At 66.3% G+C, this 26,470-nt stretch carries 6 protein-coding genes (1 of these 6 only partly in view); 1 reads left to right on the top strand and 5 read right to left on the bottom strand.

The genetic code is table 11. The annotated features are described in order from the left end of the window. Positions 1–17 precede the first annotated feature (17 nt). Positions 18–809, bottom strand: a complete 792-nt coding sequence (gene hisN, locus NMB38_RS10860; protein ID WP_027915634.1) for a histidinol-phosphatase — start codon at positions 807–809, stop codon at positions 18–20. Positions 810–1,021: 212 nt separating this feature from the next. Between hisN and NMB38_RS10855 the strand changes: the two genes are divergently transcribed. Further along, entirely contained in the window at positions 1,022–1,645 is a 624-nt protein-coding gene (locus NMB38_RS10855) for a helix-turn-helix transcriptional regulator (protein ID WP_490806101.1), read from the top strand. A gap of 28 nt (positions 1,646–1,673) precedes the next feature. Here the strand turns inward: NMB38_RS10855 and NMB38_RS10850 are convergent, their stop codons facing one another. From NMB38_RS10850 to NMB38_RS10835, 4 genes are all read right to left on the bottom strand, one after another. Then, positions 1,674–3,677, bottom strand: a complete 2,004-nt coding sequence (locus NMB38_RS10850) for a MacB family efflux pump subunit (RefSeq protein ID WP_254286805.1) — start codon at positions 3,675–3,677, stop codon at positions 1,674–1,676. A 2-nt stretch (positions 3,678–3,679) separates the two neighbouring features. Beyond that, the gene (gene macA / locus NMB38_RS10845; protein ID WP_027915637.1) at positions 3,680–4,837 is read right to left on the bottom strand and encodes a macrolide transporter subunit MacA; all 1,158 of its coding nucleotides are present in this window, start codon (positions 4,835–4,837) and stop codon (positions 3,680–3,682) included. Positions 4,838–4,920: 83 nt separating this feature from the next. Continuing rightward, a complete protein-coding gene (locus tag NMB38_RS10840) occupies positions 4,921–16,239 on the bottom strand; it encodes an amino acid adenylation domain-containing protein (RefSeq protein ID WP_494355075.1) in 11,319 nt (3,772 codons plus the stop codon). Next, a protein-coding gene (locus NMB38_RS10835) for a non-ribosomal peptide synthase/polyketide synthase (protein ID WP_494355074.1) crosses the window boundary here: on the bottom strand, positions 16,236–26,470 show its end. It continues 12,118 nt past the right edge of the window; the window shows 10,235 of its 22,353 coding nt (coding positions 12,119–22,353); the start codon falls outside the window, past its right edge; it ends in the stop codon at positions 16,236–16,238. The genes NMB38_RS10840 and NMB38_RS10835 overlap by 4 nt, the downstream gene beginning before the upstream one ends.

Raw genomic sequence — 26,470 nt, 5'->3', positions numbered from 1 at the left:
AGGTGTAGCTACCTGAACTACATCGCGCCGCGCAGCAGCTCAACGACCTGGGCATGCAGGTCCGGATCACCGCAGGCCACCACGCAGCCGCCTTGCTGAGCGCTGCTGCCGTCCCAGGCCGTGATCACACCGCCCGCGCCCTCGATGATGGGCATGAGTGCCTGCACGTCATAGGGCTGCAAGCTGGCTTCGACGATGACATCCACAAAGCCCGAGGCCAGCATGCAATAGGCGTAGCAATCCCCACCGTAGCGCATCAGCCGTGCCTGGCTGGCCACGTGCTCGAACGCAGCCTTGCGCGCAGGCGTATCGAACATGTCAGGGGTGGTGCACATCAATGTGGCCGCTGCCAGCGCTTTGCAGGCGCGGGTCTTTAGCGCTCGCGTGCCCGACCAGGCACCTTCGGGCGTGCCGATGAACCGTTCGCCGGTAAAAGGTTGGTTCATCACCCCCACCACAGGCCGGGCACCGTCGTTGAGCGCGATCAACGTGCCCCACAACGGCAGGCCGGTGATGAAGGCGCGGGTGCCGTCGATCGGGTCGAGCACCCAAGTCAACGGGCTGCTGCCCACGGCCACGCCCGCCTCTTCACCAAGGATGCCATGGTCTGGGTAGCGCGCCTGGATCCGCTCGCGCATCGCGTCCTCGGCCGCCTTGTCGGCCACGGTCACCGGGTCGTACAACCGGCCGCCTTTGTCCTCGACCTCCAGGCTTGCACGAAAGTAAGGCGTGATGGCAGCGCTCGCAGCATCGGCCAACTGCTCGGCAAATCCACGGAACTCGGCAATCTGTTCAGCGCTCAGGGGCATGAAAATGGGCCTTGTGCTAGTCAGGGAGGCGGCATGATAGCAAACCCGCTGATCGGCATGGCGTCCGTAGGAGATATCAATATGGCATCATCCAGGCTGGATTTAGCCAAGGCTTGCTCGTTGTACTAGCATACCCCTCACGCACCGATGCAGGCCCAGGATGAGGGCTTGCACTACAGCCGGGCTTGTGCCCTGGCCTCAAGGACGATTCGATGAGCATCAATTCCATCTATCCGCAGATCGGCAAGATCATTGCCAGCACCGGCAGCCGCCAGTTTCCCCGCCTGCTGCATGACCTGATTCAGGCTCACCTGTGCATCGACGCCACGCAGATCCGCCAGCTGCCACGCTCACCTAGCGAAACCACCGTACTCGACGAAACCGTGTTCTCGTACGATCAACCCACGGCCACCGCCTCGGATGACCCTTCGCGCCTGCACCGTATCCGCGCCAGTGACGCGCGGGTCGAGATTCGCGTACTGCGCGCCGACACCACCTATGGCTTCTCCCCCCTGGAGCGCAATAGGCTCGAAGCCATCACGCCCCTGGTGCTGCCGATGCTGGAGAAACACCTGCGTGCCCTGCAACCCACCGTGCAGCGCAACAGCCACGACAGCCTGGAGCAGCGGTTCGTCGAACGCCTGGCCCAAACAGGCCTCAAGCTTTCCGAACGCGAGCGCCAGGTCTGCCTAGGGTTGCTGGCCGGTCAAACGGCCCCCGAGCAGGCCGACCGGCTTGGCCTGCGCGTGAACACCGTCGAAAGTTACCTGCGCCGGGCCGTGATCAAGCTGGGCATCGGCGGGCGGCATTCGCTGATGCGCTGGATGCACGCCTAGGCATCGGTCGACCGGCATCGCAGGTGGTTCAGTCCCGTGCCAGTGCTTCGATGGGGTCCAGGCGAGCCGCATTGCGCGCCGGCACCAAGCCGAACACCACACCGATCAAGGTCGAGCAGGCGAACGCCATCACGATCGAGGCTGGGGAGAACACCATTTCCCATTGCTTGACGAACAGCTCGAACAGGTAGCCCACCGCGTAGGACAACCCCACGCCCACGACCCCGCCCAACAGGCAGACCATGACCGCTTCCACCAGAAACTGCTGGCGGATGTCGGCCTGACGGGCACCCACGGCCATGCGTATGCCGATTTCACGGGTACGTTCGGTCACCGACACCAGCATGATGTTCATCACCCCTATGCCGCCCACCACCAGCGAGATCACCGCGATCAGCGACAGCAGCAAGGTCAGGGATCGACTGGTCTTCTGTACGGTCTGCATGATGCTGTCCAGGTTGTTGGTGAAGAAGTCCTTGCTGCCGTGACGCTGCAGCAGTACACGGCTGACCTCCTCCTCGACCCGCTTGCTGGGCACCCCGTCCTTGATCCGCACGCTGATGCTGTCCAGGTGACGCTGTCCCAGCACCCGTCCGGCAGCCGTCTCGTACGGCACCCAGATGTTCAGCTGGTTGCTGGCCACGAACAGGTTCTTGTTGCGCGCCGTCACACCGATCACGGTACAGGGCAGATTACCGACCAGGATCACCTGCCCAAGGGGGTCGGTGGTCGGGCCGAACAGGCGCTCGCGGGTGTTATGGTCGATGACCACGACCTGGGCCTGGCGCCGCGCATCATCGGCGCTGAACACGATGCCCGCTGCCAGTGGGATGTTGCGCACCTGAAAGTAGTGCTCGCTGACGCCATTGAGCTGCACATCCACGTCCAGGTTGCGATAGCGCACCAGCGTGCCCTGGCCGATCACAGGGGTTGCGCTGTCGACGTAGTACAAGGCGTTGAGCGCCGCCACATCCGCCGGCACCAACGTTTCAATGTTCCTGGCCCGGCTGTCGCCGAAGTTGCTCCCCGAATACACATCGATGGTGTTGCTGCCGATGGCCTGGATGTCCTTGAGTACGTACCCCTTGGCCCCTTCGCCGATGGCTGAAATCGACACCACCGAAGTGATACCGATGATGATCCCGAGCATGGTCAGCAAGGTGCGCATGCGGTGTGACACCAAGGCCAGCCAGGCCATCTTGAACGCCTCGCGGAACATGCCCAGGCTTGCCAACAGGCGATGTCCCCGCTTGCGTGCCGGCGTCGGCGCCACGGCCCGTGCAGGCACCGTGTCAGCAACCTTGCGCCGATCGCTGACGATCTGGCCGTCGCTGACTTCGATGATGCGCTCGGCGTGCGCGGCCACGTGCGGGTCATGGGTGACGAGGATCACGGTGTGACCCGAGGCGTGCAGCTCCAGCAGAATCTTCATGACCTCCTTGCCGCTGGCGCTGTCCAGCGCGCCTGTGGGTTCGTCCGCCAGGATCACCTGCCCTCCATTGATCAATGCCCGGCATATGCTCACCCGTTGCTGCTGGCCTCCCGACAGCTGGCTGGGCCGGTGGTGCAAGTGCTCGCCAAGCCCAAGCCGGCTCAGCAGCGTCTGGGCGCGTTCATGGCGCCATTGCAGGTCCATGCCGGCGTACACGGCAGGGATCTCGACGTTGTGCAGGGCGTCCAGGTGCGGCAGCAGGTGGTAGCGCTGGAAAATGAACCCGAAGTGATCGCGACGCAGGGCGGCCAGGGCATCGACGTCAAGGTCCCGGGTTTGCTGGCCATCGACCTTGTAACTGCCAGTGCTGGCATTGTCCAGGCAGCCCAGAATGTTCATCAGCGTGGACTTGCCAGAGCCCGATGCGCCGATGATAGCGACCAGTTCACCACGGTGAATCTGCAGGTTGATGCCCTTGAGCGCGAGAAAGGCCCGCTCGCCGGCCTGGAAGCTGCGGGTAATGCCCTCCAGGCAAAGCAAGGGTTCGCCCTGCCCCGTTGCCTGGCACAGGGGGGCAGTGGGTTGCACGTTCATGTTCATGCTCAGGCTCCCGAATCGCCGGTAATCGGCTCGCCAATCACCACCCGGTCACCTTCGTCGAGGCCCTGCTCGATCTGTACCCGAACATTATTGTTGATCCCCACCACCACCTTGCGCTGCTCGGCGAAGCCCTTGTCGTCGAGCACCCGCACGGCGAAGCGGCCGTCCGCCTCGCGCCCACCCAGTGCCGCCACCGGCACGGTCAGAACCTTTTGCGCGGTATCGAGCACGATGTGCACTTGCGCAGTCATGGCGATGCGCAGGCGGTGGTCCGGGTTGGGCACCTCGAACAGGGCGTTGTAGAACACCGCGCCAGTTGGCTTGCCGGCCCCGCCCTCTGCCTTGTCGCTACTCTGGGCGTAGTGCTGTGGGGCAGGCTCGGTGCCGCGCAGCTTGGCGTAGTAGCGTTTGTCTTCCCCCAGGATGGTGAAATACACCGCCTGGCCCGGCGTGATGTGAATCACATCCGCTTCCGAGACCTGCGCCTTGACGGTCATGGTGTCCAGGTTGGCCAGCTTGAGCAGCACCGGGGCCAGCTGGTTGGCGATCACCGTCTGCCCTTCCTGAGTAACGATGCCCACCACGTGGCCTGTGATCGGCGCGTTGATGCGGGTATAGCCCAGGTTGACCCGGGCCGTGTCAATTTCCACCTGAGCGCTGCGGATCTGCGCATCGAGCGAGCCCACGGCAGCCTGCTGGACCTGATAGTCGGCCTCGGCCTTTTCATATTCCTGACGCGAGACCGAGGCATCGATTTGCAGTTCTCGATAGCGTTCATAGACCCCTTTGGCCTGCTTGAGCTGGGCCAGGGTCGAGCGCCGTTGGGCCTGCAGTTTCTGCTCGTCCACCTCCGCTTGGCGCAGGGTGTTGCGTAGCACCAGCGGGTCTATCTCGGCCAGCCACTGGCCTTCGGTGACCTTGTCGCCCAGCTTCACCTTGAGCGATTTCAGCTGACCGGAAACCTGGGCGCCCACATCCACCTGTTTGATCCCTTCGAGCACGCCGGTGGCCAGTACCGCATTCTCGATGTCGGCACGCTCGACCTGGGCGGTGATGTACTGCGGTGCCTTGGCCGGGGCCTGGACCGCATACAGGCCAATGCCCGCTACCACGGCAATGCCCAGCCCGATGCCCCATTTGCGCAGTTTGGTTTTGTCCATGGACACGCGTAATTCCTTTGTTTGACAAGACTGCACCGAGACCTGGCAGCGGCGGGCTCGCCCACCGGCCGCCAGGTAACCGGCTATTGAACGACCTGGGCCTGCGCAAGCGCCTGACCGTCATGCCACCACGCTGCCAGGCTGAACACATGGGGCACCTTGAGGATGCTGAAATGATCGCCGGGCGCCTTCCATACCTTCAGCCCAGGCAGCAACTGTTGCCAGCGCTGCTGCATGAGACGGTGCTCGGCAGCGTTGCCTTCGGCGTCCAGCCCCGGGTCGTCCACCAGCACCAGCCCTGCCGGGCCGGTGTACGGCAGCTCTGGATGGTAAGGCGTGCGCAGCGCAGCACCGAAAGTGCGCACCGTGCCGTCGAGCGCACGCGCACTGGATCTGGCGGGCATCAGCCCTGCCCGCACCATGGCCGTGTGCAGTTGCTGCTGTTGCTGGTCGTCGCTGGCTTGTGCAAACGCCACCCGGTCCAGACCAAGGGGTTTGCCGGTGGACATTTCCAGCGCTTCGATCAGGCGCAGCAGCGTCTGGCTGAAGGTATGGGGCTGGCCGCAGGTGCTCCCTGGGCCTGGGCCCTCGCTGTCGATCAACGTCAAGGAGCGCACTTGACGCCCTTTGGCCTGCAAGCGCGCGGCCATGGCATGGGCCACCCAGCCTCCGAACGAATGCCCCACCAGGTTCAGCGGGCCCTCGGGATAGACCGCTTCGATAGCCTGCACATGCCAGGCCGCCGCAGCCTCGACGCAGGTGTGCGGCAGCGACAGGCCATCCAGGCCTCGGGCCTGCAAGCCTTGCACGGGCCACTGCGGGCCCAACGCCTCGGCCAGGCCGATGAAGCTGGTCACACTGTCGCCGGCACCGGCTACGCAGAACACGGGCGTGTGCCCGGCAGCGCCGGTCTGAATAGCCACGGGGGCCAAGGGCGGTGGTACAGCCGGGGCAGCAGCACACGCCAGCGCCTGCGTCAGCACCTGGCCAACGGTCGTCACATGGGGCGCTTGCATCAAGCTGCGGTGATCCCCCGGAACGGTGTGCGTCACCAGCACCTGGGTCGGCAACGCCGTGCGCCAGCCAAGGCCCTCAGGCGCCTCGTCAGCCTGCGCGGCGCAGAGCAGGTGCACCGGCACATCCACCGGCGCTGGGCGGTAATGGGCCAGGGCATGGCCATGGGCAAGCTCTCGGCAGAAATAATGCCGCAGGTCGGCGTCCGTCATGCTGGCCCACAGGCCGTAGAGCACCTCGTGCTCACGGCAGCTTGCCAGCAAGGTCGCAAAGTCGGCCTGGTCCTGCTCCAGGCGCGCGAGCAGCGCCCGCTTGGCGCGGCCTGCCTCGCCCTTGGTTTGCCAGTACGCCGTGCAGTTGAGCAGCAACTGCCGCTCCAAGGCATACGGGCCCTCCCAGCGTGCCTTGCCTTGGTCGGCCAAGCGCGGTGCGTAGGTGTCGATCAAACCGATGAATGCCACCTGCTCGTCAACGCCGCGCAGTTGATTGGCCATTTCCATGGCCAGCACACCGCCGAATGACCACCCGGCCAGACGGTAGGGCCCGTGGGGTTGCACGGTGCGCATCTGCGTGATCTGGTAGCGCGCCAGACATTCCAGCGTGCGTGGCTGTGGGGCATCGCTGGGTAATCCCGGCAGGCCGTAGATGGCAAAGTCGCCTCCCACCTGGTGGGCAAGCACAGGGAAGTAGAAGTCCAGCCCGGAAAATTCATGCACAAGGAACAGCGGCGCCTGGGCAGAACCCGGCCGGACCGTGATCACGGTCGCTACCGCTGGCGCTTGCCTATCCACCTGCTTGGCCAGCAACGCCACGCTCGGACGCTGGAAGACGTCAGTGAGCGCAACGGGTACCCCGGCCTTGCGCAGGCGGTCCACCAGGCGAATGGCCGCCAGCGAGTGACCGCCCAACTCGAAGAAGTTGTCATGGCGGCCCACCTCATCGACGTCGAGCAACTCGCACCAAAGGCTCGCGACAAGCTGCTCGACGTCCCCGCAAGGGGCTTCGAACGGGCGCTGCTGCACCTCGGGCGCTGGCAACGCCTTGCGGTCAAGCTTGCCGTTAGGGCCGAGCGGAAGCGCGGCCAGGTGGATGAAGTGCGACGGAACCATGAACGCTGGCAAGCGCGCCATCAAGACGGCCCGCAGCGCCTCGGGGATGAGACGCTGGCCCGTGTAGTACGCTACCAGGTGCTGGTCGCAGGCGAGCACGACCGCTTCCTTGACGGTGTCCACGGCCGTCATCGCCGCCTGAATTTCACCCAGCTCGATACGCAGGCCATGAAGCTTGACCTGATCGTCGTTACGCCCCAGGTATTCAAGGTTGCCGTCCGGCAGGTGCCGCGCCAGGTCCCCGGTGCGGTACAGCCGCCCGCCTGGGCGCTGACCGAACGGGTCATCGAGGAAGCGCTCGGCGGTCAGTTCGGGCCGGTTCAGGTAACCGCGGGCGACCTGCACGCCACCGATGTACAGCTCGCCTGCCACGCCCTGCGGTACCGGCTGGCCTTGCTCGTCCAGCACGTACAGGGTGGTGTTGGCGATGGGCTTGCCGATTGGGGTGTTGTCGGGTGCGCTCACGCAGTGCCAGGCACTCACATCCACGGCGGCTTCGGTCGGGCCGTAGAGGTTGTGCAACTCAACGCCCGGCAGTTGCTGGTGGAAGCGGCGCACGAGGCTGCCTGGCAGTGCTTCGCCGCTGCACACCACACGCTTGAGTGAAGGCGCGGACCAGCCTGATTCGATGGCCGAGAGGAACACGTCCAGCATCGACGGCACAAAGTGCAGCGTGCTGACGCCTTCAGCCTCAATAGCGCGCTGCAGGTACTGCGGGTCGCGGTGCCCGCCGGGCCGGGCCATGACCAGTTTCGCACCGGTCTGCAATGGCCACAGCAGCTCCCAGACCGAAACGTCGAAGCTGAACGGGGTCTTCTGCAGTAAAACGTCGTCAGCACCCAGCGCATAGGCGTCCTGCATCCACAGCAGGCGGTTGACCACGCCGGCATGCTCGTTCATCACGCCCTTGGGCAAGCCGGTTGAGCCTGATGTATAGATGACGTACGCCAGGTGCTGCGGGGTGAGCCCCGGCACTTCCGGGTTGGTGGCAGGCAGTTCAAGGCTCAACGGCGCGTCCAGATCGATCACGACGCCGTGCTCGGGCACATGCCGGGTCGCCGCGTGCACCAACACCGCCACCGGGTCGCTGTCGGTGAGCATGTGGCGAATACGCTCTGCCGGGTAGTCCGGATCGACCGGCACATACGCGCCGCCCGCCTTCAGGATTCCGAGCAGCCCCACCATCATCGACAAACTGCGTTCAACGCAGATCGCCACGCGATCATCGGGCATCACGCCCAGCGCGATGAGGTGGTGAGCCAGGCGATTGGCCTGGGCGTTGAGCTGCTCGAAGGTCAGCTCGCCCTCCTCGGCGCTGACGGCGACAGCCTGCGGGGTGCGCTGCGCCTTGGCCTCGACCAGCGCGTGCAGGGTACAGCCAAGGACATGGTCGGTGCCGGTCGCATTGAAGGCGTGCAGCACCCGCTCGCGTTCTTCGCCAGCCAGCAGGTCGATGTCCGCGACGATGGCCTGGTCGCTGGTCGCAAAGGCTTGCAGGACGCGCTGCAGGTAACCGGCGAAGCGTTCGATTGTGGCGCGGTTGAACAGCGCGGTGGCATACACGATGCCACCGGCAAAGCAGCCGGCCCGCTCACCCATGCTCAAGCTCAAATCGAACTTGGCCACTTCGGCCTCGGCAGCCATGGCGCTGACATGCAAGTCTGCAAACGCAGGGGCCCGATGCCCGGCGTTGGCGTCCCAGTCCAGCGTTGCCTGATACAGCGGCGTATGCCCAAGGCTTCGCCGCGGGCGCAATAGCTCCACCACCTGTTCGAACGGAACATCCTGATGGGCCTGGGCCTCCAGCACCACGGCTTTGGCCTGCGCCAGCAGCGCAGATACCGGCGGGCGGCCCGACAGGTCCAGGCGCAAGGCCAGGGCATTGACGAACATGCCCACCATCCCCTGGACCTGGCTCTGCCGTCGATTGGCGACCGGCGAGCCGATGACCACATCCTGCTGCCCGGACAGGCGAGCGAGCAGCGCTGCCCACGCTGCCGTGAACAGCATGAAAGGCGTGACGCCATGGCGCGTGCACACGGCTTTGAGGGCTTCACTGGACGGCAGGTCGAGCTGGACCTGGACGCTGTCGCCCGCGTATTGCTGGCGCTCCGGACGAGGCCGGTCCCATGGCAGGCTGAGCAGCGCGGGCGAGCCGTGGAGCTGCTTGCGCCAGTAGTCGGCTTGGGCATCCAGCGCCGAACCGTTGAGCCAGCGCTGCTGCCACTGGGCATAATCGAGGTACTGCACCCTGAGCGCGGGCAGCGGGTTGGGGGCGTGCGTAGCGAAAGCCTGGTAGAGCGCCGCGAGCTCGCCGATCAGAATGCCCAGGGACCAGCCATCCGCCACCAGGTGGTGAACGACCAGTAGCAGCGCGTGGCGGTCATCACCGAGGTCCAGCACGTGAGCGCGTATCGGCAGGTCCTGGTCCAGAGCAAAGGGCCGCGCGACCTCGGCACGGGCCCATGCTTGCAGACCAGGCGAATCCAGCCCGCAGGCCCGGTGCCACTGCACGGTGAACGCCTCTGTATCGGTTGCCAGCGCCACATACGGTTCACCGTCATGCTCATGGAATCGGCTGCGCAGGCTTTCATGACGGGCCACCAGCGCACGCAGGCTGCGCTCTAGCGCCTGACGGTGCAGGCGCCCTTCCAGGTGCAGCGCCACCGGAATGTGATAGGCAGCACTGGCTTCAGCCATCTGGGTCAGGAACCACAGGCGCTGCTGGGCCAGGGAAAGCGGCAGGCGCTCTTCACGCGGCATCGGTTCCAGGGCCGGCAAGGCCTGCACGTTGGCTTGCAAGGTGGCCGCCACTGCAGCCAGGCAGTCGTCGGCGAACAGGTCGGCCAACGCCAGTTCGCAGCCCATCTGTTCGCGTACCTGGGCCAGCATGCGCATGGCCAGCAAGGAGTGCCCGCCCTGCTCGAAGAAACGGTCCTGCCGGCCGATGGTGTTGAGCCCAAGCAGATCGGCCCAGATACGCGCCAGGTCAGCCTCAAGCCCAGCCCGAGGGGCCTCGAACACCACTGTCGACAGATCCTGCACCCCCGGGGCCGGCAGCGCCATACGATCGATCTTGCCGTTGTTGTTCAGCGGCATCCGCACCAGGGGCACGAACGCCGACGGCACCATGTAATCGGGTAGTCGGGCGCGCAGGTAATCGCGAAGACCCGTGCCATCGAGGTCCTCGCTACGGCGTGTGTACCAGGCGACCAATCGGTGAGGCCCGTGGGCCTGCTCCATGGCCATGACCAACACCTCGCCGATGCCGGGTGCCTGAGCCAGCACTTGCTCGATTTCGCCAGGCTCAATACGGAAACCGCGGATTTTCACCTGATCATCGTTACGCCCCAGGCATTCGAGCTGACCGTCGGCATTCCAGCGCACCAGGTCGCCCGTGCGATAAAGACGCGCCCCCGCCTGCTGGCCGAACGGGTCTTGGACAAAGCGCTGTTCGGTCAGGTCGGGCCGATTCAGATAACCCAGGGCCACACCGTCACCGCCGACATACAATTCACCGACCACGCCCTGTGGCACCGGGCGCTGCCACGCATCCAGCACATACACCTGGGTATTGCCGATGGGGCGGCCAATGGGGACCTGGTTTGCATCCGGCGCCAGGGCCTGAACTTCGCAGGTGACGGCAAAGGTGGTGGTCTCGGTAGGGCCATAGCCATTGATCAGGCGCAGGCCAGGTGCTTGGGCCAGGAGCGCGCGGAACGCAGCCGGCTCGGCCCGCTCCCCGCCGCTGATCAGCACCCGCAGCCCGGCCAGGGCCTGGGGCATCAGCTGTACGTACTGGTTGAACAGCGCGGTGGTCAGGAACAGCACCGTGATGGCCTGGTCCTGCAGCGCGCAGGCGAAACGCTCAGGGTCGACCAGCGTGGCGTGGTCGATCACATGCACCTGGCCGCCGTTGAGCAACGCGCCCCAGACCTCGAAGGTGCTGGCATCGAACGCCGGGTTGGAGGCGAGGCCCAGGCGGTCATTGGAGCCCAGTTCGACATAGCCGTTGTCCACCACCAGGCGCACGATGCCACGGTGCGGGACGCACACGCCCTTTGGCTGACCGGTCGTGCCGGAGGTGTACATCACGTAGGCAGTGCTGTCGGCGGCCGGTGCCAGGCCCAGGTCATCACCAGACCCGTGTGCAAGCTGCAAGGTATCCAGGTCGATGCGACGTGGGCCCAGGGGTGCATTGACCGTGGCCACTGTCAGCACGAGGCTGGCCTGGCAGTCCTGCACCATGAACGCCTGGCGCTCGGCAGGTGCATGCAGGTCAAGCGGCACATAGCTGGCCGCACACTTGAGCACGGCCAACTGGGCCACCAGCAAGGAGAAGGAGCGCGGCAACAGCAGCGCCACCTGCGCATCGGGCTTGACGCCTTGGGCAATCAGGTAGCGTGCCAGGCGGTTGGCCTGCCGGTTGAGCTCGCCATAACCCAGGACGTGCTCGCCATGCACCGCGGCGATGGCGGCGGGATGCTCGGCCGCGCGTCGCTCGAACAGATGCGTCACGCTGCACGCGCGGGGACAGGCAGTGTGTGTCTGGTTAAGCGCATACAGCAGATGATCACGCTCGGACGCGTCCAACAGGTCTACCTGGGCCAACGGTTGCTGGTCATTGGCCGTCATCGCCCAGAGCAGCCGCTCGAAGTAACCCAGGTGGCGGCGCACCGTCGCCTCATCGAACAGCGCAGTGGCGTAGTCCAGGCTGCCAATCAGGCAGTCGCCCTGTTCCCCCAGGTTCAAGGTCAGGTCGAACTTGGCCACAGCGCTGGCCTGGTTGACGGCCTCCAGTTGCAAACCTGTTAGCGTCAGCGCGGCGCCCTCGGTCGCCTGCCAGTTCAAGCTGACCTGGAACACGGGCGTATGGCTCAGGCTGCGCGCAGGGCGCAGCACTTCCACCACGTGTTCGAACGGCACGTCCTGGTGGGCCTGGGCCTGCAGAACCCGGTCGCGTACCTGGCCTATCAAGGCGTGCGCGGTCGGTGCTGCGCTTGGGTCGATGCGCAGGGCCAGCGTATTGACGAACAGCCCGACCAAGGGTTCGAGTTCGGCACGCCCTCGTCCTGCGACCGGGCAGCCGACCACCACTTCGGACTGGCCGGACAGGCGCGCCAGCAGTGCTGACCATGCGGCCAGCACCGTCATGTACACCGTCGCACCGTGCTGATGGGCCAAGGTGCGCAGTGCCGCCGAGAGACGCGGCGACAGGTGCACCGGCACGCTGGCACCGGCCAGGTCCTGCCGCGTCGGGCGTTGCCGGTCGGTGGGCAGGTTGATCAGCGTCGGCGCGCCCTCCAGCGTCTGGTGCCAGTAATCGAGCTGCTGTTGCAGGCGTTCACCCGTCAGCCATCGACGCTGCCACACGGCGTAATCGGTGTACTGCAGGGCCAGTGCGGGCAGCGGGTCCTCCCGGCCCTCACGCAATGCGGCGTAGAGCAGGTTCAACTCGTGGGTCATCACGCCCAGGGACCAGCCATCGGCCACGATATGGTGCACGGTCATGGCCAGTACGTGATGCTGCTCGTCCAAGCGCAGCACATGCGCCTGCACCAGGGGCCCGCAGGCCAAGTCGAAGGGGGTTCGGGCAAGCGCCTGAAGCCGGGCGGGCAACGCGGCGGGCGTCACTGCTTCGCGTTGCAACCAGCCTGTCTGCGGCACCGGGCAAATGACCACTTCGGCGCTGTCAGCCACGGCCTTGAACTGGCTGCGCAGCACCGGGTGGCGCTCCAGCAGGCGCAGCAGGGCTGCTTCCAGCGCATCGACATCCAACCTACCGCGCAGGCCAAGGGCCAGGGGGACGTTGTAGGCCTGGCTGCCACCCTCCAGCTGGGCCAGGAACCACAGGCGCTGCTGGGCGTAGGACATGGGCAAGGCCTGCCCTGGTGCTGCGGCCACGATAGGCGGCACCTCGCTGCGCCCAGCCTGCTCCAGGTGCCTGGCCACGCTGGTCAATTGTGCCGCGGCAAACAATGCTGCCAGGCTCAGTTCAGCCCCCAGGCGTACGCGCACTTGGGACACCATGCGCATGGCCAACAATGAATGCCCACCCAGGCGGAAGAAATCATCATGCCGCCCGACCCGCTCCACGTGCAGCAACTCGGCCCACAGTTGGGCCAGGGCCTGTTCGAGTTCACCCACTGGCGCTTCGAAACCCACCTCGAAGAGCGCTGTGCGCTCCGGTGCCGGCAGTGCGCGGCGGTCGAGCTTACCGTTGGCGGTCAGGGGCAGCGCTGGCAAGGCGACGAAGGCTACCGGCACCATGTACTCGGGCAGGTGGGCCTGCAATTGGGCGCGCAGGCCTTCAGGTTCGAGCGGGGCCACGTCGGGCCTGACCGTGTAATAAGCCACCAAGCGCGGGTGCCCCGGCTGATCTTCGCGAGCGATGACCACTGCTTCGTCGATACCTGCCAAGGCCGCCAGGCGGCTCTCGATCTCACCGGGTTCGATGCGCAAGCCGCGGATCTTGACCTGGTCATCGTTGCGACCCAGGTACTCCAGCGAGCCGTCGGCAAGCCAGCGCACCAGATCGCCCGAGCGGTACATGCGGGCACTGGCCGAGGTCGCGAACGGGTCTTGCACGAAGCGCTCTGCCGTCAGTTGCGGGCGGTTCAGGTAACCACGGGCAACCCCGGCACCCCCGATGTACAGCTCGCCAGGTACGCCCAGCGGCACCGGTTGCAGGCGCGCATCGAGCACGTACAACCGGGCGTTGTCCACCGGTTTGCCGATGTGCAAGGCGCAGCCGGCGTGCACGGCGCCGGAGCTTGCCACGACCGTGGTTTCGGTGGGGCCATAGTTGTTCACCACGGTAAAGCGTTGAGTTCGGTTGAACTGGCGCAAGCGGTCACCGCCAATCAGCAGGGTGCGCAGCGTGGGATGTTCCAGGTGATGATTGAAGGCATATTCGGCCACAGGCGTGGGCAAAAAGCTCACATCCAGCGGCTGCGCCTGCCACCAGGCGAGCATGGCGTCCAGGTCATCACTGGCGCCGCTCGTCGGGGCCAGGTGCACGGTTGCGCCGGCGCACAGTGCCGGCCAGATCTCCCAGGCCATTGCATCGAAGCCGAACCCGGCAAGGCTTGAGGTATGCCGGCCCGGGGCCAGGCCGAAAGCGCGGCAATGCCAGTCCACCAGGTTGTTCACCGTCAGGTGCTCGACCATTACCCCTTTGGGCTCACCGGTCGAGCCCGAGGTGTAGATCACATAGGCCAGGTGCCGAGGGGTGAGGGTTTTGACGACAGGATCGTCGTCCCGGGCCGGCCAGTCGGGCTGGTCCAGCAGCAGCACCGGCCGTGCGCTATGACCGACCCGTGGCAGCAGCGCCCGTTGGGTCAGCAGCGCCACCGGGGCGCTGTCTTCGAGCAGGTAGCGCACCCGCTCGTCCGGGTGGGCAGCATCGACAGGCACATAGCCTGCGCCTGCCTTGAGCACTGCCAGCAAGCCCACCAGCGTTTCCAGGCCGCGCCGGGCAAGCACCGCCACGCGGTCATCCGGTTGCACCCCCAGGGCGATCAGGTGATGCGCCAGGGCATTGGCCTGGCGGTTGAGTTGGCCGTAGCTCAACTGCCGTTCGCCAAAGGTCGCCGCCACCTCATCAGGGCTATGCTGGGCGCGCTGCTCGATACGCTGGTGCAGCGTATGCTGCTCGTCATAATCGGCGTGGGAGGCATTGAAGGTGTCCAGCAGCCATTGACGCTCGGCGACAGGCAACATGGGCAGGTCGAGTACCGCCGCCTGCGGCGCGTGCAACAGGCTCTCCAGGGTCTGCCGTAGATAGGCGCAGACACGTTGCGCCGGTACCTGGGCGTCGGCAAGCAAGGTCAGGCGCAACCCCTCACCCAGGTCGTCGATACTCAAGGTCAGCGGGTAGTTGGTGGCTTCTACCGAGTCGATGATGTCGATGCCGGCCAACGCTGCCCGGCGCGGCTCAGCCGGGCCGACAGCGCTGTGCCGGTAATTGAGCAGGCTGTTGAACAGCGGCGCAGGTGCGGCCACGCCACTGCACCGTTGGGCCAGGGCCAGTGGCGCGTGTTCATGGCGCATCAAGGCGGTCAGGCGCTTGTGGGTCGCATGGATAGCGCCTTCAAGGTTCGCCGCCGCCAGGTCCACCCGCAATGGCAAGGTGTTGATGAAGATGCCCAGGGCCCGGTCGGTGCCTTGCGCGCCGAGCAGGCGCCCCATCAGCACCGTGCCGAACACGACCTGATCGCGCCCGGTCAGCCCGCCCAGCACGCGCCCCCAGGCCAGGTGGAACAGGCTGGCAACGCTTACCCCCAGGGTGCGTGCATGGCTGCGCAAACCCTGACACAGCGCCAGCGGCAAGTCGAGTTGATGCTCCTCATGCACCGAGTCGCCACCCTGTACCTGGGCAAGCCCGTAGGCCAGGGTCGGCTCGTCGATGTCGCCCAGCATGTCGCGGAAGAAGGCTTCGTGCTCGGCCTCGCTGACCCCAAGCACGGCTTGAGCCACGTAGTCACGAAACGGTACCGCGGCCCCGAGCTGCGCGCCGTTGCCGGTCAGAAAGGCGATCAGCTCCTGCCGGACCACGTCCAGTGCACTGTGGTCCAGGGCGATGTGATGGAACTGCAAGGTGGCGTGTAACGTGCCATCTGCCTGAGCGGGCTCGCGCAGCAGGCGAATCAGGGGTGCCTGGGTCAAGTCGATCCAGTCCCGGTCGGTCGCCGGGTCCGCCAGCGTCAGCACCGCGAGCTCAGCGTGCCGCCAGACCACCTGCAGAGGTTGGGCCAAGCCTTCCCAGTGTACCGACGTGCGCAGGATGTCATGGCGGGCGATGACGCCGCGCAGCGCCTGCGCGAAGGCGTCGAAACGTGCCTGGCTGGCAAAGGCGAAGCGCGCTTGCATCACATACGGGTCGTGGCCTTCGGCGCGGGCATGGTGGAACAGCATGCCCTGCTGCAGGGGCGCCAACGGGTAGATGTCCTGCACGTTGGGCGCCCCGCCCGGGATGGCAGCGACCACCTGGTCCACGGCGGCCTGGTCCAGGGTCACCAGGTTGAGCATCGCTGCACTGATGTGCGTGCTCCCAGGTGCGATGAGGTTGGGTGGCACCGCCACCGGGCCGTGCTTGCGAGCCACGTATTCGCCGCGTTCGATCAGGCTCACCAGCGCCGGTTTGTGGGCCCGCAACTGGGCCACCAGGGCGCCGTCGGTCAGTGCCTGCCGGTTGCCCTGCACCACCAGTTGGCCATCCTTGAGCGCCAGCTGCACGTCGTGGTCGGCCAGTGTGGCCAGTAATTGGTTGATGCTCACAGGACGATCTCCATTCTGTCTGTGATGGCTGCGTAGCCTGCCAGTGTCGGTTGGTCGAACAGGGCCCGCACGTCGGCTTCAAGGCCCGCTTCGCGCAACCTTGAAGTCAGGGTGACGGCCAGCAGCGAGTGCCCGCCCAGCTCGAAGAAGTTGTCGTGCCGCCCTACCCGCTCCACCTCAAGCAGCTCGCACCACAGTGCAGCCATCAGGGTCTCGGTCGGCCCTTCGGCGGCTTCGAACGGGCGCTCCGGCAGTGCGTCGGGTTCGGGCAATGCTTTGCGGTCGAGCTTGCCGTTGGGGCTCAGCGGCAAGGCCTGAAGGTGCATGAACAGCGCCGGTACCATGAAGTCCGGCAATACGTGCAGCAAGGCCGTGCGAAGCGCGTCCACCGGTTGTTGAGCGCCGGTGTAGTAGGCAATCAAGCGCTGGTCGCGGGCGATGACCACGGCCTCCTTGATGCCCGCGACAGCCGTCATGGCCGCTTGGATTTCACCCAGTTCGATACGCAGCCCGCGCAACTTCACCTGGTCGTCGTTACGGCCCAGGTATTCGAGGTTACCGTCCGGCAGGTGCCGCGCCAGGTCCCCGGTGCGGTACAGCCGCCCGCCTGGGCGCTGACCGAACGGGTCATCCAGGAAGCGCTCGGCGGTCAGTTCGGGCCGGTTCAGGTAACCGCGGGCGACCTGCACGCCACCGATGTACAGCTCGCCGGCCACGCCCTGCGGTACCGGCTGGCCTTGCTCGTCCAGCACGTACAGGGTGGTGTTGGCGATGGGCTTGCCGATTGGGGTGTTGTCGGGTGCGCTCACGCAGTGCCAGGCACTCACATCCACGGCGGCTTCGGTCGGGCCGTAGAGGTTGTGCAACTCAACATCCGGCTGTTGCTGGTGGAAGCGGCGCACGAGGCTGCCTGGCAGTGCTTCGCCGCTGCACACCACACGCTTGAGCGAAGGCGCGGACCAGCCTGATTCGATGGCCGAGAGGAACACGTCCAGCATCGATGGCACAAAGTGCAGCGTGCTGACGCCTTCAGCCTCAATAGCGTGCTGCAGGTACTGCGGGTCGCGGTGCCCGCCGGGCCTGGCCATGACCAGTTTCGCACCGGTCTGCAATGGCCACAGCAGCTCCCAGACCGAGACGTCGAAGCTGAACGGGGTCTTCTGCAGCACAACGTCGTCGGCACCCAGCGCGTAGGCGTCCTGCATCCACAGCAGGCGGTTGATCACCCCAGCGTGCTCGTTCATCACGCCCTTGGGCAAGCCGGTCGAGCCTGAGGTGTAGATCACATAGGCCAGATGCCGAGGTGTCAGTCCGGTCACCGACGGAGCGACAGCCGGGCAATGTTGCCAGACGGGGACATCCAGATCGATCAGGACCGGGTGTTCCGGTACATGCCGGGTCGCGCCATGCACCAGCACGGCCACGGGTTCGCTGTCGGTGAGCATGTGGCGCACACGCGCTGCCGGGTAGTCCGGATCGACCGGCACATACGCGCCGCCCGCCTTCAGGATCCCGAGCAGCCCCACCACCATCGACAAACCGCGCTCGACGCAAATCGCCACCCGGTCATCAGGCTTCACACCCAGCCCGATCAGGTGATGCGCCAGGCGGTTGGACTGGGCGTCGAGCTGTTCGAAGGTGAGCGCGCCTTCCTCGGCGCTGACCGCCACCGCCGTCGGTGTACGTCGCACCTGGGCTTCGATCAGCCCGTGCAGCGTGTGGTGCAGGTCGTAGTCCCTGGCCGTGGCGTTGAACGCTGCCAGTACCCGCTCGCGCTCTGCGGCCTGCAGCACTGGCAAGTGCTGCACGCAGCGTTCAGGGGCTTGCTCAAGCGCCGTCACCAGCGCCTGCAGCACGTGCTGCATCTGCCCGCAGATGCGCGCTGCACCCACCGCCGGCGTGGTCGTGGCCACCAGGCGGAAGGCCTGGCCTACATCGTCCACGTTCAACCCCAGGGGGTAGTTGCTGCGTTCCTGGCTTTGGCCGATGGTGATGCCTGCGCTCGCCGCTTTCTGGTCGGCGCTGGCTTGGGTGCTGTGCCGGTAGTTGAGCATGGCGCTGAACAGCGGCTGCGGCGCGGCCACGCCACTGCAGCGTTGGGCCAGGGCCAACGAGGCATGCTCGTGGGCCAGCAGTTCGCTGAGCTGGCGATGGGCCGCCCGCGCAGCGGCCTCGACGGGCATGCCCGCCAGGTCGATGCGCAGCGGCAAGGTGTTGATGAACATGCCCAAGGCCCGCTCGGCACCCTCGCCGCCCTGCAGACGGCCCAGCAGCACGGTGCCGAACACCACCGTGCCCTGCCCTGTGGCTGCACTCAACAGACGCGCCCAGCCCAGGTGGAACAGGCTGGCGGCGCTGATGCCCAGGCGGCGTGCCTGGCTGCGCAAACGAGCGGCCAGGGTCTCGTCAAGCCACAGCGTGGCGTCCTCCAGCGCCTGGCCATTGCCCTGCACATCACTCAGGCCGAAGGGCAAGGTAGGTTCCTCGACCGCGCCCAGCTGCGCCCGGAAGAACGCTTCGTGCTCGGCCTGGCTCATGCCCAGGCGCGCCTGGGCCACATAATTGCGGTAAGGCACCGGCGCCTGGTCGGGCGCGTCATCGCCCTGCAAGTAGGCGATCAGCTCCTGTGCCACCACCTCCATGGCCGTGTGGTCCATCACGATGTGGTGGAACTGCAAGGTGGCCTGCACTTGCTGGTCATGGCCTGTCGAACCGACGACCAGGCGCATCAGCGGTGCCTGGCCAAGGTCGAATGCCGGTGGAGGCCCGCCTGCGGCGTCTTGTGCCGGTAGCACGGCCAGCGAAGCGTGGCGCAGCACCACCTGCACAGGTTGGGGCAGGCCTTGCCAGAAAATGGCTGTGCGCAGCACATCGTGCCGGGCAATGACCTTGTTCAAGGCCGCCACGAAGTTGTCCAGGTGCCCACGAGTCTCGAAAACGAAGCGTGACTGCAGCACATAGGGGTCGTGGCCGTCGGCACTGACATGGTGGTAGAGGATGCCTTCCTGCAACGGCGCCAGCGGGTAGATATCCTGGACGTTGCCGGTGCCCCCTGGCACCTGGGCAACGATGCGCGCGATGGCGCCGTCATCGAGCGCGATCAACGGCAGCATCGCCGGGGTGATCTGTTCGCAGCCAGGGGCGATCAGGTTGGCCGGCACCGTGACCCCGCGCGCTTGGCCCAGGGTACTGGCCAGCGCCGCGATGGTCGGCTTGCCGAACAAGGTACGGACATCGACCTGCAGGCCTTCGCGGCGCAGCCGCGCGGTGAGGTTGACCGCCAGCAACGAGTGCCCGCCCAGTTCGAAGAAGTTGTCGTGACGCCCCACCTGCTCGACCCCGAGCAAGTCAGCCCAGGCCTGGGCCAGCGCGGTTTCTACAGGACCTTGTGGTGGCTCATGGCCTTCGCCGGCCCGGTGCAGCACGGCAGGCTCGGGCAGCGCCCTGCGGTCGAGCTTGCCGTGGCTGGTCAAGGGCAGCACATCCAGGCGTGTAAAGGCCTGGGGCACCAGGTGCATGGGCAGGCTGGCCAACATGGCCTGGCGCAGCGCCTCCACGTTGACCGGCGCGGTTTCGGTGAACCAGGCCAGCAGCCTGTCATCACGTACCAGCACCACGGCATCGCCAACCCCTGGCTGGGCAGCCAGCGTGCATTCGATTTCGCCCAGTTCCACACGCACGCCGCGCACCTTGACCTGGTCGTCGTTGCGGCCCAGGTACTCCAGGGTGCCGTCCGCTCGCCAGCGCACCAGGTCACCACTGCGGTACATGCGAGCATTGCCTTGAGGGCTGTATGGGTCGGGCAGGAAGCGCTCGTGGGTCAAGGTCTCGCGCTCGAAGTAGCCGCGTGCCACCCCTGCGCCCCCAATGTACAACTCGCCCACCGCACCCAGCGGCACCAGTTGGCGATGGGCATCGAGCACGTAGACCCGGGTATTGGCGATCGGCGTGCCGATGTGCAGCGGCGCGCCAGCGGTCAGGGCCCCGGCGGTGGCAACCACCGTGGCTTCGGTCGGCCCGTAGTTATTGACCACCTTGAAGCCCGGATCACGCTCGAACTGACGCAGACGGTCACCGCCGATCAGCAAGGTCTGCAAAGTCGGGTGCTGATGCTCGCGGCGCAGCGCCTGCTCGGCCACCGGGGTAGGCAGGAAGCTAACCGCCAGCGGTTGTTGCAGCCACCAGTCGATCAGCTCATCCACGTGTTCGGCGCCGATGTGCGCAGACGGCACGTGCAAAACGGCCCCGGCGCACAGGGCCGGCCAGACCTCCCAGGCCATGGCGTCGAAGCCAAAACCTGCAACGGTGCTGGTGTGGGTGCCGGGGCCTACGCCAAAGGCGTCGCAGTGCCAATGCACCAGGTTGGCCAGGGTGGCATGTTCGACCATCACCCCCTTCGGTCGCCCGGTGGAGCCGGAGGTGTAGACCACATAGGCCAGCTGGTGCGCATCGAGCCCGTTCACGCAGGGGTTGAAATGCGCTTCGCCCTGCCAGTCGTCCTGGTCCACGACCGTGCAATGCACAGCGCCCATCCGGCCCTGGGTGACATGGTCCACCAGCACCGTTTTCGGGGTGCTGTCATCGAGCAGGTAGGCGATACGCTCATCGGGATAGGCTGGATCGATCGGCACGTAGGCCGCCCCGCACTTGAGCACGGCCAGCAGGCCAATGAGCCGCTGCGGGTTGCGCGCCAAGCACAAAGCGACGCGATCACCCAGGCCTACGCCCTGCTCAATCAGGTAATGCGCCAGGCGGTTGGCGCTGCGGTTGAGTTCGCCATAGCTCAGCACGCATCCGTCCTGCACCAGCGCAGCGGTTTGCGGCGCGCGGGCCGCCTGGGCTTCGACCAGCCCATGCACGGTTTGCCCTTGAGGGAAGGCTTTGTGAGTGGCGTTGAAGCCCTGCAACAGCTGCGCCTGCGCTTGAGCGTCAAGCACCGGCAGCATGGCCACTGGCAGACCCGCCCCGGTGTCTGCGCCTGGCTGACGCACCTGCTCAAGCGTGACCACCAGAGCGGACAGTACCTGATTCATGGCACTGGCAACTTGCCCAGCGTCGATCCCCGCCTGGGCCAGCACACTCAGGCTAAAGCCCTCGCCCAGGTCATCGACGCTCAAGGTCAGCGGATAGTTGCTGCGCTCTTCGCCCCCGAGCAGACGCACGCCCTGCATGGCCGCGCTATGGCTGCCGTCGGCGGCGCTGCTGTGGCGGTAGTTGAACAAGGCACTGAACAGCGGCAGCGAGCCGGCCACCCCACTGCAGCGCTGGGCCAGCGCCAGGGACGCGTGCTCGTGCATCAGCAGCGCGCTCAGGTGCTGGTGAGCAGTGCGCACGGCCTCGACCAGCGGCACGGACAGGTCGATGCGCAGCGGCAAGGTATTGATGAACACACCCAGCGCCCGGTCGGCCCCTTCGCCGCCATGCAGGCGGCCCATCAACACGGTGCCAAAGACCACGTCACTGCGGTTGGCCAGTGCGCCCAGCACCCGCGCCCAGGCCAGGTGCGCCAGGCTGGCGACGCTCACGCCCAGGTGACGGGCCTGCTCACGCAACCCCCGGGCCACGCGGGCATCGACGCCCAGGCGCGCCTCCTCGATGGCGTGCCCTTCGCCTTGCACGTCGGCAAGGCCCAGCGGCAAGGTGGGTTCGTCCACATCGCCCAGCATCTGGCGGAAGAACGCCTCGTGCCCCGCCTCGTCGGCCCCGAGCAGGGCTTGGGCCACGTAGTTTCGATACGGTGCCGGCGCCGTCAGCGTGTCACCCTGCCCGGTCATCAGTGCCTGCATCTCGCTGGCGATGACCTCCATGGCCGTGTGGTCCAGGGCCAGGTGGTGGAACTGCAAAATGGCCACCACGCGCAGGTTGCGCGGATCGGGCGCGTACACCAGGCGCATCATCGGCGCCTGCGCCAGGTCCAGGCGCTGCTGGCGGGCATCGAAACGCGCCTGCAAGGCTTGCAGCACGTCAGTCTCGTCCAGCCCGTCGACGGCGCTGACCGTCATCTGCGCTTTGCGCCATACCACCTGCACCGGTTGCGCCAGGCCTTCACTGAGCACGGCCGTACGCAGAATGTCGTGGCGGTCGATCACCTGTTGCAGCGCCGCTGCCCAGCGTTGCAGATGCGCCAGGCTGTCGAAGGCCAGGCGCGATTGCAGCAGGTACGGGTCACCCTGCTCGGCACTCAGGTGATGGAACAGAATGCCTTGCTGCAGCGGGGCCAGGGGGTAGATTTCCTGCACGTTGGCGGCCCCGCCAGGCACGCTGGCCACGATGTGGTCGATGCTGTCCTGATCGAGCGTGATCAGGCTGAGCATCTGCGGCGTGATGCGCTCGGCGTGCGCTGGCACGCGGTTATCAGGCACATGCAGGTCGCGGTCCTGGCCCACGGCGGCGGCCAGGGCTGCCAGGGTAGGCTGGGCGAACAGCACACGCACGTCGGCGCCCAGGCCGGCTTTGCGCATGCGTTCAACCAAGGTCACGGCCAGCAGCGAGTGCCCGCCCAGTTCGAAGAAGTGATCATGCCGACCCACGCGCTCGACCTTGAGCACCTCGGCCCAGAGACTTGCCAAGGCCACCTCGATCTCCCCCTGCGGGGCCTCGAAGCCACGGGTCACGACCGCGTCGAGGCCAGGCGCCGGCAAGCCACGCCGATCACGCTTGCCATTGGCGGTGAGCGGCAATGCCTCAAGCTGGACGTAAGCGGCCGGCAGCATGTAGTCGGGCAACTGCGTCTGCAAACTGGCGTGCAGGTCGGCGATCAGGGGCGCGGTAGCGTGGGCCGTAAAGTAGGCCACCAACCGTTTGTCGCCCGGCTGGTCCTCGCGCAGCAGCACAACAGCTTCCCGCACGCCTTCGCACGTGGCCAGGCGCGCCTCGATTTCACCCAACTCGATGCGGAAACCACGCAGCTTGACCTGCTGGTCGGCACGCCCCAGGTAGCGCAGGGTGCCGTCTGCTTGCCAGGCCACCAGATCGCCGCTGCGGTACAGCCGATCCTGCGGCCGACCGCTGAACGGATCGGCGATGAAGCGCTCGGCCGTCAGCGCGGGCTGGCCCAGGTAACCCAAGGCTAAACCGTCCCCGCCGATGTACAGCTCGCCGACGGCCCCCACGGGCAAAAGCTGCTGGTGAGTGTCCAGCACGTAGCAACGGGTGTTGCCGATCGGCCGGCCTATGGGCAGGCTGCCCGCCTCCACACGGGTCATCTCAAAGGTGGTGGTAAAGGTGGTGGCTTCGGTCGGCCCGTAGCCGTTGAGCATGTGCGCCGGTGCACCGTCTCGCAGCACCCGGGCCACGACGTGCGGGTCCAGCACGTCACCCCCGACCATCAGGTAGCGCAGGCGTGCGAAGGCCGGCAGCAAGGCTTCGGCGAACTGATGGAACAGGCCGGCGGTGAGCCACAACACACTCACCTGCTGGGTCAGCAATGCATCGCGCAACCTGTCGTGCGCCAGCACCTGGTCCTGATCGATGACCACCACCGCACCGCCATTGAGCAGCGGCGCCCACACTTCCAGGGTGCTGGCGTCGAACGCCGGGTTCGAGGCGAAGGCGACACGGTCCTGGGCGGTGAACGTCGCAAAACCGTTGTTGATGACCAAACGGGCAATGGCCCGATGGGGCACCTGCACACCCTTTGCCGCCCCGGTGGAGCCGGAGGTATACATCACGTAGGCCGCGCTCTGGGCTGAAACCTCGAGGCGCGGCGCCTGCGCCGGCTGACCGGCGAGATCACAGCGGTCCAGGTCGATACGTACGGCACACGGCAGCGCGGGCTCGTGGCTCAACGTCAGCAGCACGGCGGCCCCACTGTCTTGCATCATGTAGGCCTGGCGCTCCACGGGCGCATAGCTGTCCAGCGGCACGTAGACGGCGCCGCAGGCGCTGACGGCCAGCTGCGCCGCCAACAGGTCAAAGCTGCGTGGCAACAGCAGTGCCACGCTGCCCCCCGGCGTCACGCCCAGGTCCAGCAGGTGGTGGGCTAGACGGTTGGCATGCCCCTCCAGCTGGGCATACGTCCATTGCTGCTCGCCATGCATCACGGCGCAGGCACCAGGCGCACGCTGGGCCTGTGCGCTGAACAAGGCGTGCAGCGGTTGATCGCGTGGATAGTCGCGCACGGTCGCGTTGAAGCTGTCGAGCACCCGTTCGCGTTCACCCGCCGGTAACTGCGAAACCTGCCACAACGGCGTACCGGGCGCCTGCTTAAGGGCCTGCGCCAGTTGGCTCAGCGCATGGCCCAGCAGCCTGCAGACCTGCTGGCCATCGACCTGGGCCACGGCCTGCACGGTAAGTGCCATGGCATCGCCCACATCGTCTACGTTGACCACCAACGGGTAGTTGCTGCGCTCCACCGCCGCCACCTGCTCGATGCCGTTCCAGGCCTGGCTCAAGCCCTGCTGGGCCGGTGCGCTGTGGCGGAAGTTAAGCAGGCTGGTGAACAGTGCTTGTGAAGCCGGCACGGCGCTGCAACGCTGGGCCAAGGCCAAGGCTGCCTGTTCGTGGGCCAGCAGGCTGGCCAGCCGCTGGTGGGTCAGGCGCACGCCATCGGCGACATTCGCCGCGCCCGCGCTGACGCGCAGCGGCAAGGTATTGATGAACATGCCCAAGGCGCGTTCGGCGCCTGCGCCGCCCTGCAGGCGGCCCAGCAGGACAGTGCCGAACACCACCTCCTCGCGGCCGCTGAGCTGCGCCAGTACCTGCGCCCACCCTTGGTGCACCAGGCTGGCCACGCTCACGCCCAGTCGACGCGCTTGTTCGCGCAGCTGCAAGACCACCCCGCCTTCGATCCACTGGCGGGTCTCGAACACCTCGCCGGTACCGGTATCGGCGTCATGCAAGCCGAACACGACAGTCGGCTCGTCGATATCGCCCAACAACTCACGGAACAGCGTCTCGTCAGCCTGAGGATCGGCGCCAAGGCGTGCCTGGGCCACATAGTTGCGGTACGGCGTGCTGGCGTGCAGCACCGGCTGGCCTTGCAGCACAGTGGTGATTTCCGCCACCAGCTGCTCGACCGCCGCATGGTCGAGGATGATGTGGTGGATGAGCAGCGTTGCCTGCACCGCTTGCCCAGAGGGCGCTTGCACCAGGCGCACCAGCGGCGCCTGGGTGAGCGTGAGCCCCTCGCCAGGCGTGGCAAGTTGGCTGGCGAGCGCAGGCGTGTTTCGCCACACCACCTGCACAGGTTCTTCGAGCGCGTGCCAATGGATGCTGGTGCGCAGGATGTCATGGCGAGCGATGACCACGTCCAGGGCAGCGGCGAACGCGTCCAGCTGCGCCTGGTCGGGGAAGCTGAAGCGCGCCTGCAGCACGTAGGGGTCGCGGTCTTCGCAGGCCAAGTGGTGATAGAGGATGCCCTGCTGCAAGGGCGCCAGGCCGTAGATGTCCTGAATGTTCTCCACGCCGCCGGGAATCTGCGTCACCAACGTGTCGATGGCCGCTTGCGAAAGATCCGCCAGTGGCAACAGGTCAGGCGTGATACGGGTGCAGTCAGGCGTGATCACGTTGGCCGGCACGACGACGCTGCGCTGACGACCCAGCGCGGCAGCCAGCGCTTGCAGCGTCGGCTGGCCGAACAACACCCGGATGTCTGCTTGCAGCCCCCGCTCACGCAGGCGCGCCGTCAGGGTGACCGCCAGCAGCGAATGGCCGCCCAGCTCGAAGAAGTTGTCCTGTCGGCCCACACGGTCCACACCCAGCAGTTCGGCCCAGAGCGCCGCCAGCAAGGTTTCGGTCTCGCCCAGTGGGGCTTCGAAGACGCGCTCCTGGGTCACGTCAGGGGCAGGCAACGCCTTGCGGTCGAGCTTGCCGTTGGGGCTTAGCGGCAAAGCCTGAAGGTGCATGAACAGCGCCGGTACCATGAAGTCCGGCAATTGGTGCAGCAAGGCCGTGCGAAGCGCGTCCACCTTTTGTTCGGCTCCGGTGTAGTAGGCAATCAGGCGCTGGTCGCGGGCGATGACCACGGCCTCCTTGATGCCCGCGACAGCCGTCATGGCCGCTTGGATTTCACCCAGTTCGATACGCAGCCCACGCAACTTCACCTGATCGTCGTTACGGCCCAGGTATTCGAGGTTGCCGTCCGGCAGGTGCCGCGCCAGGTCGCCTGTGCGGTACAGCCGCCCGCCTGGGCGCTGACCGAACGGGTCATCCAGGAAGCGCTCGGCGGTCAGTTCGGGCCGGTTCAGGTAACCGCGGGCGACCTGCACGCCACCGATGTACAGCTCGCCGG

Source organism: Pseudomonas sp. FBCC-B35, assembly GCF_059133755.1.
This window is presented reverse-complemented; position numbering and strand designations above follow the sequence as displayed.

What these genes read in the sequence shown, in the direction of transcription:
- hisN (WP_027915634.1), bottom strand. Translation starts at nt 809, where the DNA reads ATGCCCCTGAGCGCTGAACAGATTGCCGAGTTCCGTGGATTTGCCGAG.
- NMB38_RS10855 (WP_490806101.1), top strand. Translation starts at nt 1,022, where the DNA reads ATGAGCATCAATTCCATCTATCCGCAGATCGGCAAGATCATTGCCAGC.
- NMB38_RS10850 (WP_254286805.1), bottom strand. Translation starts at nt 3,677, where the DNA reads ATGAACATGAACGTGCAACCCACTGCCCCCCTGTGCCAGGCAACGGGG.
- macA (WP_027915637.1), bottom strand. Translation starts at nt 4,837, where the DNA reads ATGGACAAAACCAAACTGCGCAAATGGGGCATCGGGCTGGGCATTGCC.